A 15,835-nucleotide genomic window follows, 5' to 3' on the forward strand; every position below is an offset into this window, starting at 1 on the left:
ACTTCCCGGCATTGTGCGGGCCGCCGCCGGACAGCACCCTGGAGGCAGTGGTGCGGTTTTCTGCAGCTCCCGCATTCAGGAATATCCCTGTCGTCGCCACCAGGTCTCGGGGAAAAGGATACCCGCCTCGCGGGCAGCGCCGCCAAGCCCCGGCGGAGTACCTCACGGCCTGACCCGGCGACCGTTGATCCGAGTACGGAGACAAGACCATGACCCATGCATCAGCCGTCGTCGACGCCTATTTCGCCGCCGTCGTTGCGGGCGACCCGGAGGCCGTCGTGGACCTGTTCGCTCCTGACGCGGTCCTCCAGAACGCCGCCGGCACCCTCAACGGGAGGGAGGCCATCGCGGCGATGTACCGCGCCGGCGTCGCTCCGGGGGCGATGAAGCCGAGCCCCCGTCCGTACGTCGTCAACGGAGACACCATGGCAGTGGAGATCGACCTCTCCGCCAACGGCAAGGCCGTCGCCCTGGCCGACTTCTTCACCGTCCGCGAGGGCAAGATCCAGCGCTTGGCCATCTACAGCCTCACACCGGCCGACGCGCGCTTCTTCGACGACAAGACCGGCGAGCAGTCCTGACCGACATCACCCGCGACCACCCACTCAACGACAAGGCGCAGACATGAAGGTTGCAGTTTTCGGATCGGCCCACCGGGTCGGTGTAGTGCAAGACGACCGCGTGATCGACATCAGTGCCGCGTACGCCAAGTACCTGGCCGAGGCCTCCGACGCACCCCGGCCGCAGGCCAGGGCCGCGGCCGAGGTGCCGTCCGAGCTGGGTGCGTTCATCGAGGAAGGCGACGGGGCCCTCGCGGGAGCCCGGGCCGCGCTCGACCACCTCCGTGACAACACCGCGGACCAGCGTGGCGTGGACGGCGAGCAGATCGTCTTCCCCCTGGAGGACGTGCAGCTGCATGCCCCCGTCACCGACCGCGCGCGTATCTTCTGCGCGCTGGCGAACTTCGCCGCCCACATGCAGAGCGCGGCCGAGAACACCCAGGACCCCGAACGCGAAGCCACGATCCAGCGCCTCGTTGCCGGCGGGCCGAAGTACTTCCTCAAGGACTCGCGCGCCGTCTCCGCGCACGGCGAGCAGGTGCGCTACCCGGCTCGCACCGAACGCCTCGACTACGAGGCCGAGATCGCCGCCGTCGTCGGCAGGCGCGGCCGTGACATCGACGCCGACGATTTCGAGCCGTACATCTGGGGCTACACCCTCTTCAACGACTGGTCGGTGCGCGACAACGTCTCCTTCGGGCCGGACTTCGCCTACTCCAAGAACTTCGACACCTCCGCGACCGTCGGTCCGTGGATCGTCGTGGACGAGGGCCTGGAACCGCAGGACATCCCGGTGGAGTGCCGCGTCAACGGAGAGGTGCGCCAGAGCGGCAACACCGGCTCGATGATCCACACCTTCGCGGCCCTCGGGGAGTACCTCTCCCGCGACACCACCCTGTGGCCCGGTGACCTGATCGCCAGCGGCACGCCCAAGGGCACCGCGGTCGACTCCACGAAGGAGCAGGCCGACGGCTCGCACCCCGACGCGCTGTTCATCAAGCCGGGTGACGTCGTCGAGGTCTCATCCAGCGCGATCGGTGTGATCCGCAACGAAGTCGTCAAGCCGGACAACTGAGCATAACGGGGCCATGACCATGAAGAAATTCAATGTCGGCGGCATCCTCTACGACCGCCCGTTCAAGATCCGGCGGCTCAACCACTTCGGCATCAGCGTCCAGGACACCGGCGCCGCCCTGACCTTCTACCGTGATCTGCTCGGCTTCAAGGTTTCGGACGTCGTCGACCTCCAGGAGGCCGATCCCGGACCGTGGCTCGACGGTCTTCCCGACACACGGCTGTATTTCCTGCGGCACAACAGCGACCACCACACCTTCGTCCTGATGCCCAGACCCTGGGTCGACAAGAACGACGACCCGGACCGTGACGACATCACGATCAATCAGATCACCTGGCAGGTCGGCACGTTGCGCGAGGTCGTCGAGGCGCGTCTGTGGCTCGAGGAGCAGGGCACGAAGATCGACCGCTACGGCCGCGACCCGGGATCGAACTGGCACACCTACTTCCCGGACCCGACCGGCCACACCAACGAGCTGGAGTACGGGATCGAGCAGGTCGGCTGGGACGGCCTGAGCAAGCCGGCCGCGCTGTGGCCCTGGGTCCAGGAGCACCCGGAGCTCCCGACCAAGGCGGAGGCCGACGAGCTTGCCGAGGCGGTCGCACAGGGCATCGACCTGAACTCCGGCCATCGCTGGATCGACGACGCGGAGAAGACGTACGACCTGGGCGGCGTGCGCATGGCCCGGCCGTTCGCGCCGGTGCGCCTGGGCCCCGTCAGCCTCTTCGTCGAGGACGTGGCGATCGCGGAGGCCTTCTACACCGGGACGCTCGGCCTGGTGAAGAGCGAGGAGACCGTGGTCGCGGGACATCGGGCGGTGTTCCTGCGGGCCAACACCGAACACCACAGCATCGGCCTCTTCCCGCTGGAGCTGCGCGAGACGCTCGGTCTCGGCGACCACAGCACGCTCCTCTCCTTCGGCATCCAGCTGGGCTCCTACGAACAGCTGCGCGCGGCGAAGACCTACCTGGAGGGGCGCGGCGTCACGCTCATCGACCTGCCCCAGGAGATCCACCCGGGCATCGACTACGTCGTGCATGCAGTGGACCCCGAGGGCCATGTGATGCAGCTGTACTACTACATGGAACAGGTCGGCTGGGACGGCTCCGTCCGGCCCGCAGCCGAGCGGCGCCGCGTCGAGCCGGGCGTGTGGCCCGAGCCGCTCGAGCCGCTCCCCGACACCTACCACGGAGAGACGTTCTGGGGGCCGATCGGCTGACCGGAGCGAAGCCGCGACCGAAGCCGGGGCCCATCGACGCAGAACCGCCGATGGGCCCGGGCTTCTTCCTGTTCGGGCGCGCCGCCCACAGCGGGACGCCGTCCGGTGCGACTCCTACGGGGACGCTTCTCACCTGACGTGGTGTCAGGAAGGTCGGCAATGGGTCAGCGTGGGCCTGTCGATGAATTAGTGGGTTTCTTACGGTAGTTGGGCTCGTTGATGCGGTATGGGTCGCTTCGATGAGTTGATCGGTTCGTTGGAGGAGAAGTTCGGGGCGGTGACGCCGTACCTGGACGAGCGGCAGCGCCGAGTGCTGTACGCGGCTGAGGCTCGGCAGCTCGGGCACGGCGGGATCGCTGCGGTGGCGCGGGCCGCGGGCGTCTCGAAGGGCTGCGTCAGCCGCGGCCTGGCCGAACTCGATGCGGGCCGGGTGCCGGACGGGCGGGTGCGGCGGCCGGGGGCCGGCCGCCCGGCACTGTCGGAGAAGGACCCGGGCCTGGTTCCGGCCCTGCTGGCGCTGGTCGAGGACACCACGCAGGGCGACCCGATAGGACCGCTGACGTGGACGACGAAGTCGCTGCGCCGGCTGGCGGACGAACTCGCCGCCCAGGGCCGGAAGGTGGGCCGCGACACCGTCGCCGCGTTACTGAAGGCGGCCGGGTTCAGCCTGCGCGGCAACGCCCGGGTGCTGGCCGGCAGCCACCACCCGGACCGGGACGCCCAGTTCCGGCACATCAACGACACGGTGAAAACGTTCCTGGACGGAGGCGACCCGGTGATCAGCGTGGACACGAAGAAGGAGCAGATCGGCCTGTTCGGCCAGGCGGGACGGGAGTGGAGGCCGCCCGGGGCGCCGGTGAAGGTCCTCGACCACGACTTCCCCACCCATGCGACCGGCACCGCGATCCCCTACGGGATCTACGACGTCGCCCGTAACACCGGCTACGTCGTCATCGGCACCGATCACGACACCGCCTCATTCGCCGTGGCCTGCCTTCGCCGCTGGTGGAGGGAAGAGGGCCGCAGCGCCTACCCCTCTGCCACCCGCCTGCTGATCACCGCGGACGGCGGCGGCTCCAACAGCTCCCGCGCCAAGACGTGGAAGGCCAACCTCGCCCTCCTGGCCTCCGAGACCGGCCTTGAGATCACGGTGTGTCACCTGCCGCCGGGAACATCGAAGTGGAACCGGGTCGAGCACCGCCTGTTCTCCTTCATCTCGATGAACTGGCGCGCCCGCCCGCTGACCAGCTACGACGTCGCCCTCAACCTGATCTCCTCCACCACCACCCGCACCGGACTGACCGTCACCGCCCGCCTGGACACCAGCAGCTACCCCACGGGGATCGAGATCAGCCAGCAGCACGCGGCCGCCCTGACCATCCACCCCGACGCGTTCCACGGCGAGTGGAACTACACCATCCCGCCCCAGCCCGGCATCCCCGACGTCCCGCTCCACCCACCCGGCCCCCGGTCCCATCCCCGCCACGCGCACACCTTCGGCGCGACGCTGGCCACCCACCCCCTCCTGACGGGCCTGGACCGCCACGACCTCGACCGCCTCACCGCCGACATCCGCGACCGACTCGACGCCCTCCCGCCCAAGCATGACAGCCACCATGCGCGCGGCGGTGGCGGAATGACGAGTATCGGGCTGATCGGGGCCGGTGCAGTCGGCCAGGCCGTGGGAACCCTCCTCACCGCCTCACACTGGTGCAGCACGGTCATGGTCGCGTCCGGGACCGGCCGCACGGCGAGCGGGCTCGTCACCGATCTGGATGACATGCGCCAGGTCACCGGATCACTCGTGCGGGTTCGGCACGCCACCCTCACGGAGATGACCGCCTGCGACGCCGTAGTCGTCTGTCCCCGGGCCATGTTCACGAATACCGCCCGCACCGACATACGAATGGCCGGGCTCGCGGCAAACGCGCCCCTGATCACCCGCCTGGCGCGGAAGTTCACCGGATACCGAGGGATGGTGATCATGGTGACGAACCCCGTCGACGTGATGTCCCGCCTCTTCGCCACAGTCTCCGGCTGCGACACCGTGCTGGGCGTCGGCTCGAACACCGACTCCGCCCGATACCGCCTCACCCTGGCCCGCCACCTCGGAACCCCGGCATCGTCGGTCCAGGGCCACGTCATTGGCGAACACGGCGAACACGCCGTGATCTGCGCCTCGTCCACCACCGTGAACGGCCAGAGCGTGCAGGTACCCATCGAGGAGGTCCGGGCCGAACTCTCCCAGCGTCCGGCCCGGATCAGCACCGGCATTGGACGCACCCGCTCCGGCCCCGCCGGGGCCACCATGTCCGCGCTCACCCACGTACTCGGCATCACCGACGGCGTGAGCGAGCTGTCCGCCCCATGGCGCGGGGTGTGGCTCGGAATCCCGTTGCACTTCACCGCCGGTCACCCGACCGTGTCCATGCCCTCCCTGAACCCCTCCGAGGCAGCCCGGCTGCAGGCCGCCGAAACCAAAGTCCGAACCGCGTTCGACCACATCACCCAGGAGACCCGAATCCGATGAGCGACGTGCACGCCACCCGCATCGCAACCGCCGACGGCCAGGCCGTCACCGTGACCAGCCACACCAAGTTCATCACCGACTGGGCGGACCGCTACTTCGGAGCCTGGTGGACTGCCACCCCCGCCACCGTCCCGGCCACCGGCCCGTCCGTCACCGGCGAAGTCGACCGCGCAGCCACCGAGGAACTGTCCGCCTACATCGCCCGCCACAACCCGCAGACCTGCGAGTACGCGGGCGCACCCATGCGCTACACCAGTGACAGCGACGGCACGGTGACCGCAGCCCAGCCCGGCGAGCAGCTGGCCTACCGGTGGGAGCCCGGCCCCCGCCGTCTGCTGATCGTCGGCGCCGACGAAACAGCCGTCGCCACTGCCGTGTCCCGTCTGGCCCGCGAAGTCGTACGCGGGCAGCTACTGGCCGTCGGCTGGGAGATCATGCACGCCTCCGCCGTCACCAACCAGGACGGAGCAACGCTCCTGACCTTCGGCGGCAAGGGAGCGGGTAAGACCAGCAGTGCGTTCCTCCTGGCCCGCGCAGGATGGCACCTCCTGGCCAACGACCGCATCTTCGTGAGGGCCAACCCCGAGACCGGGACCATCCGGATCCTGCCCTGGCCCTCCGCCGCAGCCGCCGGGTTCGGACTCCTCTCCGCACTGGGTCTGTTCGAGCCCGTACGCCAGCGCCTGCTCGCCGGTGAACGCATGCACCCCACCCAGAAACAAGCCGTCACCGACGCCCTGATCAACGGCGACACAACACCCCTGTGGAAGGACGCCGGACACCGCCGGGAACTCAAGCCCCAGTTCTTCCCCGACCAGCTCACCTCCATGCTCGGCATGACCCTTGCGACCGAAGGCCATGCCGCCGGCCTCCTCTTCCCCCAGATCACCCCCGGCGCCCAACCCGCACAGCTCGATGACTCCCGGACCCTGGGCGAGGACGACTTCTTCACCGCGTCCACCGAGGACCGCTACCCCGACGTGTTCGGACTCCTCCCGATCACCGGAGCCGGGTCCCCGGACCTAACGACCCGCTTCGCTGAACTCCCGCACCAGGCCCTCACCCTTGGTCACGACGTCGCGGCCAATACCGCCGCGCTCGAGAAGGCCGCCTCGTTGCTGATCGCCTGACTCCAGCACGTGCAATACGACGTGGAGCCGGCGGCCGAGTCGTACGACCTGCGCCGCCGGCCTCATGCCACAGCACACCTCGACTCAGGCCCCGCCGCTATACCTGGAAGGCGAGCATCCTCCGTGAACAGCCCTGTACCCCGCAACGCGCGCTGCGACGGCGAACTGAGACGGTACAAGCTCCTGTGCTCGCGAATGCCCGTATGGGCGGTGCGCCGCCAGCGAGCCGGCTCATCCCCGGTCGCTCTTCTGTGCGGCCATCACATCCACCAGGGACTGGCCGACCTGGTCCGCGACACCGGCCCCGGCCCATACGTGGTGGCCCCGCTTGACTCGCCGTAGCCCTCGGCCACATCTCCTATGACATGGTCGCCCCTTCCATGGCACAGAATGCGGGGCTGCGAGTTCACAGGGCGACACGTCTGTAGAACCTAGGGGTTGGCAGATCGGGGGTCTGTACAGCGAACGGCTCCGTCCCGTATTCGGTGGTAACGAAGGGTGACGGTCGTCGTTGTTCTGGTGTGCGTGATGTCAACGAGCTTGTGAGTGTGGGGTTTTCGGGGCTGTCAGCCCTCGTCGTCGAGGGTGTACAGGACGAGGGCGAGGTCATCCGGGTGTCTGCGCGGACCCGGGACGATTCGGTGCCGTGCCCGGCATGCGGGGCGCCGACGGCCAAGGTGCACGGCCTGCACGGCCGGACGCTCGTGGACGTGCCGGTGGACGGGCGGCGGGTCGTGGTGTCGGTGCGGGTTCGGCGTCTGGTCTGCCCGGTGCTGGGATGTCCGCGGCAGACCTTCCGCGAACAGGTGCCGGGCCTGGTGGAGCGCTACCAGCGCCGGACGAACCGGCTCGCCGACCAACTCGGCAGCGTAGTCAAGGAGTTAGTGGGCCGGGCGGGTGCCCGCCTGTCCCGTGCCTGGGGTTGCGGCATCTCTCGTTCGACGGCTCTGCGCCTGCTCACGCGCCTGCGGACACCACCGCCACGTGTGCCGCGGGTGATCGGCGTCGACGACTTCGCCCTCACCGGCTGCGCGAACGACTCTGCACCGAACAGGAACTGGTGACCGACGCCGAATCCCGCGGCTGGGACCGCGAGGTTCAGCGCCACCAGCGCATCGCCGAACGCATCACCGGGCTCCTGGATGACCTCGGCGAACCCCACGCCGAGCTGCCTGAATAGTCCCGATCTTGTGGGAGTACGAACGGCTACCCTGTCGCGCATGGCTATACGACAGCGGACGTGGCGGAACGTGGACGGCGAGCGTATTGAGGGCACCTGGCGGCATGCCTTTATCCGCAACGGCGGGAACTACTTCCTCACCGACCTGTTGATCTACGCCGACGGAATGGTCGACTGCTGGGGTCTGGAAACCCTGGAGGGCTTCGCCGGCAAACTCGCCTCTGGATGGGTCGCCACCGACCTGCCCGAGGGCGCCAAGGCATCGGCCCACCACCTCGCCTCGTGGAAGTTCGCCGAGCCCAAGAGCTGGCTGACGCCCGAGATGCTGCTCGGCGAGGTCCGCGACGACATCGACAACCTCAACGGCCGTCCGGACTCCACCCGCCGCTGTCTCGCCGCCGTCGACGCCTTCCGACAGCAGCCGACCGAGGTCAACCGGACCGCGGTTCGAGAAGCCTACGAAGCCATCCCGGGACACCTGCGGAGATACGCCCTGGGCGACATGGACCGCAAGGACTTCCCCCTCCGGGTGATCGTGAACGGCCCGGGGAACCAGATCGAGCTGTGGAACGGAAAGACCGTCGACGTCACTGAGGAGATGCACGCCTCCGCCTTGGAGTACTTCGCGGAGCGCGAGCAACTGCGCAAGCAGCACGAGACGAAATCACCCGCCGACGGCCCGACCGAACCGGTTGAGAGCAGCATCCACCTCAACCAGGTGGTCTTCCCCCGCGGCTGGCCCGAGAACCCGGGCACCCACGTGCTGCGCAATGAGTTTCCCGCACCGATCGTCATGGGCAGCCGGACCTACCCCACAGTTGCGCACGCCCACTGGGCACTCGCGGTCGCCGACGAACATCGGCAGGCCGAGGTCCTCAGTGCAGAAAGGCCATATGACGCGCAGAAGCTCGCCGAGAATTCCACTCTGCGCGACGACTGGCCCCAGGTTCGCGTCGCCGTCATGGCCCGCCTGCTCCGCGCGAAGTTCCAGCAGCACCCCGAGTTCGCCGAGACGCTGATGGCCACAGGCGCCACCCGATTGATCTACACCGAGGTTGGATCGAGCTTCTGGGGGCAACGCGGGCTCGAAGGACGGAACTGGATGGGCCGACTGCTGGAACTGACCCGCTCCGAACTCGTCGCCGCCGAGCTGGACATCCTGCAATGACCGACCGGAGCGGTTCGTCGCCGATCGCCGCGATCGAGTGACACACGACCGTGTGAATCCACGCCCGCAGACCATCAAACTGTCCAGATAAGCGAGGAAGGTCCGCTCGCGGCGGTGATGGGCCCCGATATCGGAGGCGCGAAGCACGAGCCATTTCGCGTTGTACCGGAGGTCGGCCAGGGATCCGAGTACGGCACCAAGTGCCCGCAGAGCAGGCTGACCTGCGGTGTCTCCCAGACACCACGGGCAGAATTCCACGTTGCCAGGGGAACCGGCGGGGGAGGTGAGGAGGCCGCGCACATTTTCGATGACCACCAGGCAGGGGCGGAGGGCCTCGACCGCACGGGCGACGTGCAGCCACAGCCCGGAGCGGGTCTGGGAGTTGAGTCCGGCCCGTCGGCCGGCAACGGAGACGTCTTTGACAGGGGAAGCCGGCCGTCAGGACGCACACCGGCGGGACGTTGGACCAGTCGACGGCCGTGATGTCGCCCAAGTTGGGCACCCCGGGCCAGTGCCGGGCCAGGATCCGCGAGGCGCCCGGATCGACCTCCGCATGCCAGGCCAGGCTGCCGCCGAGCACGGACTGCACCCCGAGGTCCAGCCCTCCGTACCCGGAGCAGAGCGAGCCGATCAACGGCGGGTGCACGCTGCTGGTCCCCATGTCACCGCCCCCGCACGATCCGGCCCGGTGCGGCCGCTGTCGGCGTGGCAGCGGGAGGCGCGGGTCGGGGAGCGGGAGCTGTGGTCGTGGACCGGCTACGGGCGGCTCGGAGCCGTACGGACGGAGGTGAAACCGTCGCCGATGCGGCGTGGAGGGAGTCGGCGGCTTCGCGCAGGGCCGTGTCCGCCGCACCGAGAGCGTCTTCCATCACCCGCACTGCTGCCTCCCGGGCCTTTTGGGCGTCGGGCCGGTTACGGAGATGCTCGGTCTGGTTCAGGAAGGCGAGCTGGTGAGCCGTCTCCCCGAGGGCGGATGCCGCCTCGCCGGCAGGTCGCGCAGCGGCGGCGAAGCCCGCGATGACCCGGGCCGTGTGGACTTCGTGGTCCTGGGCCGCGGCACGGAGGAAGACCTCATGGCCCAGGTCGGTGATCAGCTCGCCGAGTTCGGACATCTGCCTGGCGACGGCGACGATGCCGGGCAAGCGACGGTAGTTACCGGGGACCGGGAGCTTGCCGCGCTGGGCCTCGAAGGCCGAGGCCATGCCACGCAGGGCTGAGATGTCAGAACTGGGGGTGTTGTTCACGGTGAATCCCAAGGGAGAGGACGAACAGAGGACGGGGGCTTTCAGCTGTGGCCGCGCGAGGGAGACCGCACGGCAGCAGAGCCGGACGCAGAGCGGGCTCGGGCCGAGGACGGCGAGATCGGGTGTGGCGTGCTGCGAGCGAGAGCGGCGTGCACCCGCGCAGGAGAAGGCCCGTTCGACGAAGAAGCAGGGGCCGGCGACGGCGGAGAGTGGTCGTTCGCCGTCCGCCAGCGGGTACGCACGTCATCGAGTGGACCGAGCGCGTGCAAGGCGTGATTGATGAGCTGCCCAGGGGACAGCGACTCGTTCTCCGCCAAGCCCCCAATGGTGCGAGCAGAGGTGACGGCAGTGCGGGTGACCGAGGAACGGATCACCTGCTCACCGAGCCACTCGGCGCTGCCAGGACCCACACCGTCACAGATGGCGGCGACCTGCCCGCCGGACAGCGTGCCGTCGGCCAGCAGACCGCGCCGCTGCGCCTCCCAGAAGAGGCCATTTCCGAGTACGAGCCCATCGTGGACTGCAGCGGTAGTGGTGGTGACGATGACCATCAGCTCAGTTGGAAAAAGTTGGCCATCGGCGGGGCCGTAGTAGGCGCTATTCTCATCGCTCCTCATGTCAAGCCCTTCTGGGACAACAAGGTGAAACCTGCTGCGAAGAAGCTGCGGGACAGATTGGTGAAACAGGAGGCCGTCGAACCCACCGAATCCTGACGCTCATTCGTGGTGGGGTGCCGAGGGTGGCGACGACCCATTTCGCACTCTGTGGCCGTGCGCGGGCAGGATGGTGGCCCGAGTGCCGGTTGGTCAACGCGAGTATCGGTATCCAGGCTCAGGAGGTTGCGTGTGATCTGCGCGATCTCGAGCCGGACACGGTTGTTCGCGGTGCGCTTCAGGGGCAGCTTCCGTAGGCCGGTGGAGCGGGCGGGCCGGCTGCGGGCCCGGGTCCGCAGCCGGTCACGGAGGACGGGTTCGGCGATCGGCCGGCCGAAGGGGGCAGGTCAGCCGCATGCCCTTCGGTCAACCGGCCAGGGATGCTACCGGTGAGTCCGGCGCACCGGGCCGTGCGCCGGACTCACCGCAAGCCTGCCCACCAGTGATCCCGACGCTCCTCGCGCGGCTGTGGATCGACCCTTTCCCTCGACATGGCTCCAACTCGACCTTGACACCTCGGCCGTTCGGCTGTCGAGCCTCCCTTGGCTGGAGGAGACGGTGCCTGTCGACGCATGTGTGGCGCGGCGGAGCCGGACGCCGCCCCGTCCGGGAGGGGGCTGACGAATCGCGTGACTCACCATGCGAGGATCGTCTCTGACGATGTGCGGTCGAGTGACCTTCCGGATGATGAAGCTGCGTGACTGCAACCACGTCGAGGTGCGAGGGCGTGTTGCGTGGGTGGCGGGGGACGTCTGTCGAACTTCAGCGTCGATACGTAAAACGGAATTTATTGGACACGAACATCTCCAATCACAACCGTCAGGTGCGGTTGTCGTTTCTTGGGCAGCTCCGAGGCAGTCACGACTGTAGGGGCGATTTCCGGCGGTACCCCGTCCGTCTCGCATCGGTCTCGCCACTGGTTGCGGGGTTGACGCTAGTCCCTGAATCGGCCGAGAGGACCTCAATGACAGGCACTCGGCTCGTGTGACCAGCCCCTATTGGAGGACAGTGTGGAAGCGAAATCGATGACCTTGCGCGATCTGTTCGGGCCGGACCGGCGACTCGTCGTGCCGGTCTTCCAGAGGCCGTACGTCTGGACGGAGGACCGGAACTGGCGCCCGCTGTGGGAGGACGTCACCGCTCTGGTCCACCAAAGAATGGCGGATGAGGAAGTTCATCCGCACTTTCTTGGTGCGGTCGTGCTGGATCAGTTGCTGACACTCACGGGGTCGATGCCCGCCAGACAGGTCATCGACGGACAGCAGAGGCTGACAACACTTCAGGTTCTCCTTGCCGCGGTCCGCGATGTCGCACGGGAGCTCAATGTCCAGGACAGGTACGTACGTGCGCTCGTCAAACTGACCGCCAACGACGACGACATGACCGACGACCCGCATGCTGCCTACAAGGTGTGGCCTACCAACATTGACCGTGACTCGTTCCGCATGGTCATGGACGGTCGGCTCCGGCGGCCCGTCGACGTCGCATTCCCCGTCACTCCGGGCGCCTCGGCGATCGTCCAGGCGTACTGGTTCTTTCGCAACCGCACGGTCGAGTGGGCACAAGAGCTGAACTACGAAAGCAGGCTGGACAAGGGCTTTGATGCCTTGGTGCGCGTGCTTCGTGACAAGTTCGAGTTGGTCGTTATCGATCTCAAGCCCGAGGACAACGCCCAGGTCATCTTCGAGGCTCTGAACGACCGAGGCACCCCGTTGCAGGCCTCCGACCTGGTCAAGAACCTGGTCTTCCAGCAGGCGGAGGAGCAAGGGCTCCCGGTGGAGGAGCTGTACAGGGACCTGTGGGCGCAGCTGGAGACGCCTGACTGGCGCAAGGAGGTGCGGCAGGGAAGGCTGAAGCGGCCTCGCCTGGACGTCTTCCTCATGCAGTACCTGACGGGTGAACTCGCCGAGGAGGTGATGGCTCCCGAGCTCTTCCTGACCTTTCGCAGGTACGTCAAGGCCGCTGATATGGGCCTGGTCAATCTGATGAGGCGCCTGGTGGAGCGGGCAGGTGCCTACCGACGGCTGGCGGCCGAGGAACAGCCGCTGACACCGGAAGGCCGCTTTCTGCGCACTGTTGGTGTTCTGGACGCCAACACCGTGATGCCCGTGCTCCTGTGGCTGGTGAGCCGTTTCGACGAGGACGACCGGGCCGGCGCGGTGGCCACCCTGGACTCCTACCTGGTGCGACGCACCGTCTGCCGCCTGACGACGAAGAACTACAACCGGCTCTTCCTGGAACTGCTCAAGGAGCTGAAGGCGAAGGACGACCCGTCGGTCGTGGCGGACTTTCTGCTCCGACAGGAAACCGACTCCGGGTTCTGGCCCCGCGATCGCGATATCCGAGAAGTCTTTCGGTCCCAGCCGTTGTACAAGCAACTCACGCGGACCCGGATGCGGCTGCTGCTGGCCGAGTTGGAGGACTCGCTGTATTCGGGCAAGACCGAGCGACAGGTTCACAACGGGGAGTTGACGATCGAGCACCTACTGCCCCAGGCCTGGGAGGAACACTGGCCGCTCCCCGAAGGCGGAGGCCGCGGAAGCGTCGAGGCTCATGAGCGCAGGCAGTCCCTCCTCCACACCGTGGGAAACCTGACTCTGCTCACCGGCAGACTGAACACATCGGTTTCCAATGGTCCCTGGGAGCGCAAGAGATCCGACATCCTCGTGCACAGTGCACTTTCGTTGAACCGTTCCCTGCCTGCTCAGTGGGACGAGGAGACCATCCTGGCCCGGGCTGACCATCTGTCCGAGGCGTTCTCCCGGCGCTGGCAACGCCCGGATGGAGGCGCACCCGCCTTCTCATTTGCAGGCTTCCCGGCACCCCGGCTGGGGGCGCGGGAGGCTACTCCCGTCGGTAGGCCGGCGACGGTTCAGATGCCCCGGTCCCGGCGCGATGTCGCCCGCCACATGCGAGAGGCCTTCGCCGGTCTCCCGGTCGGGAGCGTCCTGGCGGTTTCGCAGATAGTGGCGATCCCCACGAGCCAGTACGAGGCCGGTGAGATCAGTCCCGGCGCTGTGGCCGCCAGACTGCGCGCCGACAACGTTCCCGGTATCCGGGCCGTACCTGGTTCCAGCCCACTTTCCGCCCGCAAGACCAGCTGAACCGTCCCGCACCCGTGCGGGAATGCACATCCTCGGGACAGAATCCGTCACGAACCGGTGACGCCTGCTGTCGAGGCAAACTGGCGGAACCACAGGAGAGGGTTCGGATGGGATGGCGAGAGGGCGCCGGGGATCTGGACGCGCGGATGCTCGAGCGTCCGCTTCCTCCGGATGCAGTGGGAAAGCTGGGAGCCTGGCTGGCCGGAGACGGGGCGCCGTACGCGGACGGGACCGGCGAGCACGCCGTTCGCTACAACCCGGCGTCCTGGGCCGGCATCCGGCCGTGGCCCTCGGCGCTGGCTGATCCGGCAGCCGAGTGGGTGCGAAGGAGCCGGAGTTGAAGACTCTGCCGCCCGCCTGAGGACGTGGAGGAGGAGAGTCCGAGCCGGACTCGTAGAATTTGACGGGATCAGCCCTATGGGGTTGGTCCCGTCGGCATGATGCACAACATGGATGGATCGGTGTGGGCGGGGCTCGCGGGCACCTTGGTGGGCACCACGATCGGTGGCGGACTGTCGATCTGGGCCTCGGTGGTGACCCAGAACCGTCAGACGAAGACGACGCGAGACCTCCGGATAGAGGAGAAGGCCGAAGCCTCTGCGAACGAAGCGATCACCCAGTTGTACGTGATCAAGCAGCGGGCACATGACTTCCCGCAGGAGCGCGGAGGGTGGGAGGCATGGCAAAAAGAGCTGGGTCGGCTCGCGGCGGAAATGGAGCCCGCCGTCCTTCGTCTCCGCGATGATGCGCTGCGTGAGCGGATCGAAGAGGTGCTCGGCTACATGGACATGATCTACGAGCTGACCGACTACACGGCGCACGGGGGATCATTGATGTTGCCGTCAGAGGTCTGTCGATACGGCCTTGACTGCCTGGGGGCGGCGGTTCGCAACCGGCCACTGCCAGCGCCCTCCCAGGCCCTACTCAAGGCCCGGGAGATCGATGCCTTCGAACAGGAGCGGATGGCGATAGTGCGGGAGGAGGCCGACCGTTATGCATCGCTCGAACCCGGAGAGTCAAGTCCGTGAAGCGGGCATCCGTGAGCGACAGCCGGCCCGGCTGGATGGCGCCGTGGCGGGGTGCCGCATGACGGCCTACAGTCCCGAGAAGCTGTCGCAAAGGGGGGCACATGGCACAGAGGAAGTACGACAACGCCACACTCGCCGGGCTGATGACCCTGTGCAGGGGCTACTGCTACTGGCCTGGATGTACGAGCCGTGTGATCACGATGGTCAACGGGGTACCCAGACTGAACGCGGAGATCGCGCATATTCGAGCCATCAACCCCGGCGGAAAGCGGTTCGACGCTACATGGTCCGTGCCTGAGCGCAACAGCTTCAAGAACCTGCTGTTGTTGTGCGTCCCCCACCACACCACCATCGACGGCGCCAGCAGCGCCGACTACCCGAAGGAGCTCCTCGAAAAGTGGAAGGCCGACCGCGAAGGCGGAAGCGTCGAAGCGCTGGAGGGCCTGACCGGGCTGACCGAAGCCCGTCTGGGCGAGATGCTCGCCGAGGCCCAAGGGGAGTTCCTCGATCAGGTCCGCCCTGCGCTGGCCGAGTTCTCCAAGACCGCCCCGGAACTGGCCAGCCTCCTCAACGCCCTGCTCGATGAACTTGCCGATCCTCGCATCCACGGCTTCGGCATAAGTTCCGACTCCATCGAGCTGTTCAGCAGCGCAGCGCGGTCATTGGGTAGCTTCGAGGACAGCGTCGGCCTCTTCGCTTCGGCCGCGGACACTCTGGGGAACCTAGAAGACAGGGCCGCACTGCTGATGAGGGCAGCGCAGCGAATGGAGAACGCCGCTAACGCGATCCACAGCGCCATAGCCGACATGCCACGAGGCCGCTGATAGCTCAATCGACGAGGAACAGACGGGCGCGTCACGCCCTCCGCCTGACGGCCGTCATGACGGAAGCCCGGGAACCGTTGGAGGATCGCCTCCTGGCCCCGGGCTCCGTTACATGTGATG

General features: G+C 67.5%; 11 protein-coding genes and 4 pseudogenes. 12 read left to right on the plus strand and 3 right to left on the minus strand.

From position 1 onward, the window contains the following. Positions 1–209: 209 nt before the first annotated feature. The 8 genes and pseudogenes from FHX80_RS24660 to FHX80_RS24700 all read left to right on the plus strand — a co-directional run bounded on the left by FHX80_RS24660 (position 210) and on the right by FHX80_RS24700 (position 8,862). Positions 210–581, plus strand: coding sequence for a nuclear transport factor 2 family protein (locus FHX80_RS24660; protein ID WP_145766199.1), 372 nt, complete (start codon positions 210–212; stop codon positions 579–581). A 100-nt stretch (positions 582–681) separates the two neighbouring features. Next, positions 682–1,635: a fumarylacetoacetate hydrolase family protein gene (locus FHX80_RS24665; protein WP_244318419.1), complete on the plus strand. Its 954-nt coding sequence runs from the start codon at positions 682–684 to the stop codon at positions 1,633–1,635. 13 nt (positions 1,636–1,648) lie between these two features. After that, positions 1,649–2,854, plus strand: coding sequence for a VOC family protein (locus FHX80_RS24670; protein ID WP_145766201.1), 1,206 nt, complete (start codon positions 1,649–1,651; stop codon positions 2,852–2,854). A gap of 226 nt (positions 2,855–3,080) precedes the next feature. After that, a pseudogene (locus FHX80_RS24675) lies at positions 3,081–4,292 on the plus strand (ISAzo13 family transposase); the annotation flags it as partial. A gap of 198 nt (positions 4,293–4,490) precedes the next feature. After that, positions 4,491–5,384: a lactate/malate family dehydrogenase gene (locus FHX80_RS24685; protein WP_145767476.1), complete on the plus strand. Its 894-nt coding sequence runs from the start codon at positions 4,491–4,493 to the stop codon at positions 5,382–5,384. Beyond that, the gene (locus FHX80_RS24690) at positions 5,381–6,514 is read left to right on the plus strand and encodes a phosphoenolpyruvate carboxykinase (ATP) (protein ID WP_145766202.1); all 1,134 of its coding nucleotides are present in this window, start codon (positions 5,381–5,383) and stop codon (positions 6,512–6,514) included. The genes FHX80_RS24685 and FHX80_RS24690 overlap by 4 nt, the downstream gene beginning before the upstream one ends. A gap of 521 nt (positions 6,515–7,035) precedes the next feature. After that, positions 7,036–7,536, plus strand: a pseudogene (locus FHX80_RS24695) (transposase family protein); the annotation flags it as partial. Between the two features lie 198 nt (positions 7,537–7,734). Then, complete coding sequence (locus tag FHX80_RS24700) at positions 7,735–8,862, plus strand: NADAR family protein (RefSeq protein WP_145766204.1); 1,128 nt, start codon at positions 7,735–7,737, stop codon at positions 8,860–8,862. A gap of 153 nt (positions 8,863–9,015) precedes the next feature. Here FHX80_RS24700 and FHX80_RS36830 read toward each other — a convergent pair. The 3 genes and pseudogenes from FHX80_RS36830 to FHX80_RS24710 all read right to left on the minus strand — a co-directional run. After that, positions 9,016–9,225: pseudogene (locus FHX80_RS36830) on the minus strand (DNA cytosine methyltransferase); the annotation flags it as partial. A gap of 115 nt (positions 9,226–9,340) precedes the next feature. Continuing rightward, a pseudogene (locus tag FHX80_RS35910) lies at positions 9,341–9,523 on the minus strand (hypothetical protein); the annotation flags it as partial. 1 nt (position 9,524) lies between these two features. Continuing rightward, positions 9,525–10,106: a hypothetical protein gene (locus FHX80_RS24710; protein ID WP_145766205.1), complete on the minus strand. Its 582-nt coding sequence runs from the start codon at positions 10,104–10,106 to the stop codon at positions 9,525–9,527. A gap of 263 nt (positions 10,107–10,369) precedes the next feature. Between FHX80_RS24710 and FHX80_RS36645 the strand changes: the two genes are divergently transcribed. The 4 genes from FHX80_RS36645 (at position 10,370) to FHX80_RS24730 (ending at position 15,715) form a co-directional block, all read left to right on the plus strand. Continuing rightward, positions 10,370–10,819 (plus strand): hypothetical protein, encoded by a 450-nt coding sequence (locus FHX80_RS36645; RefSeq protein WP_167523623.1) that lies wholly within the window; start codon positions 10,370–10,372, stop codon positions 10,817–10,819. A gap of 965 nt (positions 10,820–11,784) precedes the next feature. Further along, positions 11,785–13,863, plus strand: coding sequence for a DUF262 domain-containing protein (locus FHX80_RS24720; RefSeq protein ID WP_145766206.1), 2,079 nt, complete (start codon positions 11,785–11,787; stop codon positions 13,861–13,863). 437 nt (positions 13,864–14,300) lie between these two features. After that, on the plus strand, positions 14,301–14,891 hold the full coding sequence (locus FHX80_RS24725) for a hypothetical protein (RefSeq protein ID WP_167523626.1): 591 nt from the start codon (positions 14,301–14,303) through the stop codon (positions 14,889–14,891). A gap of 101 nt (positions 14,892–14,992) precedes the next feature. Further along, entirely contained in the window at positions 14,993–15,715 is a 723-nt protein-coding gene (locus tag FHX80_RS24730; protein WP_145766208.1) for a hypothetical protein, read from the plus strand. The last annotated feature ends 120 nt before the right edge of the window (positions 15,716–15,835 follow it).

This window comes from Streptomyces brevispora (genome assembly GCF_007829885.1).
In the GTDB taxonomy this organism is placed as follows: domain Bacteria; phylum Actinomycetota; class Actinomycetes; order Streptomycetales; family Streptomycetaceae; genus Streptomyces; species Streptomyces brevispora.

Coding starts and splice junctions, on each gene's coding strand:
- FHX80_RS24660 (WP_145766199.1), top strand. CDS start 210: ATGACCCATGCATCAGCCGTCGTCGACGCCTATTTCGCCGCCGTCGTT.
- FHX80_RS24670 (WP_145766201.1), top strand. CDS start 1,649: ATGACCATGAAGAAATTCAATGTCGGCGGCATCCTCTACGACCGCCCG.
- FHX80_RS24685 (WP_145767476.1), top strand. CDS start 4,491: ATGACGAGTATCGGGCTGATCGGGGCCGGTGCAGTCGGCCAGGCCGTG.
- FHX80_RS24690 (WP_145766202.1), top strand. CDS start 5,381: ATGAGCGACGTGCACGCCACCCGCATCGCAACCGCCGACGGCCAGGCC.
- FHX80_RS24700 (WP_145766204.1), top strand. CDS start 7,735: ATGGCTATACGACAGCGGACGTGGCGGAACGTGGACGGCGAGCGTATT.
- FHX80_RS24720 (WP_145766206.1), top strand. CDS start 11,785: ATGACCTTGCGCGATCTGTTCGGGCCGGACCGGCGACTCGTCGTGCCG.
- FHX80_RS24725 (WP_167523626.1), top strand. CDS start 14,301: ATGATGCACAACATGGATGGATCGGTGTGGGCGGGGCTCGCGGGCACC.
- FHX80_RS24730 (WP_145766208.1), top strand. CDS start 14,993: ATGGCACAGAGGAAGTACGACAACGCCACACTCGCCGGGCTGATGACC.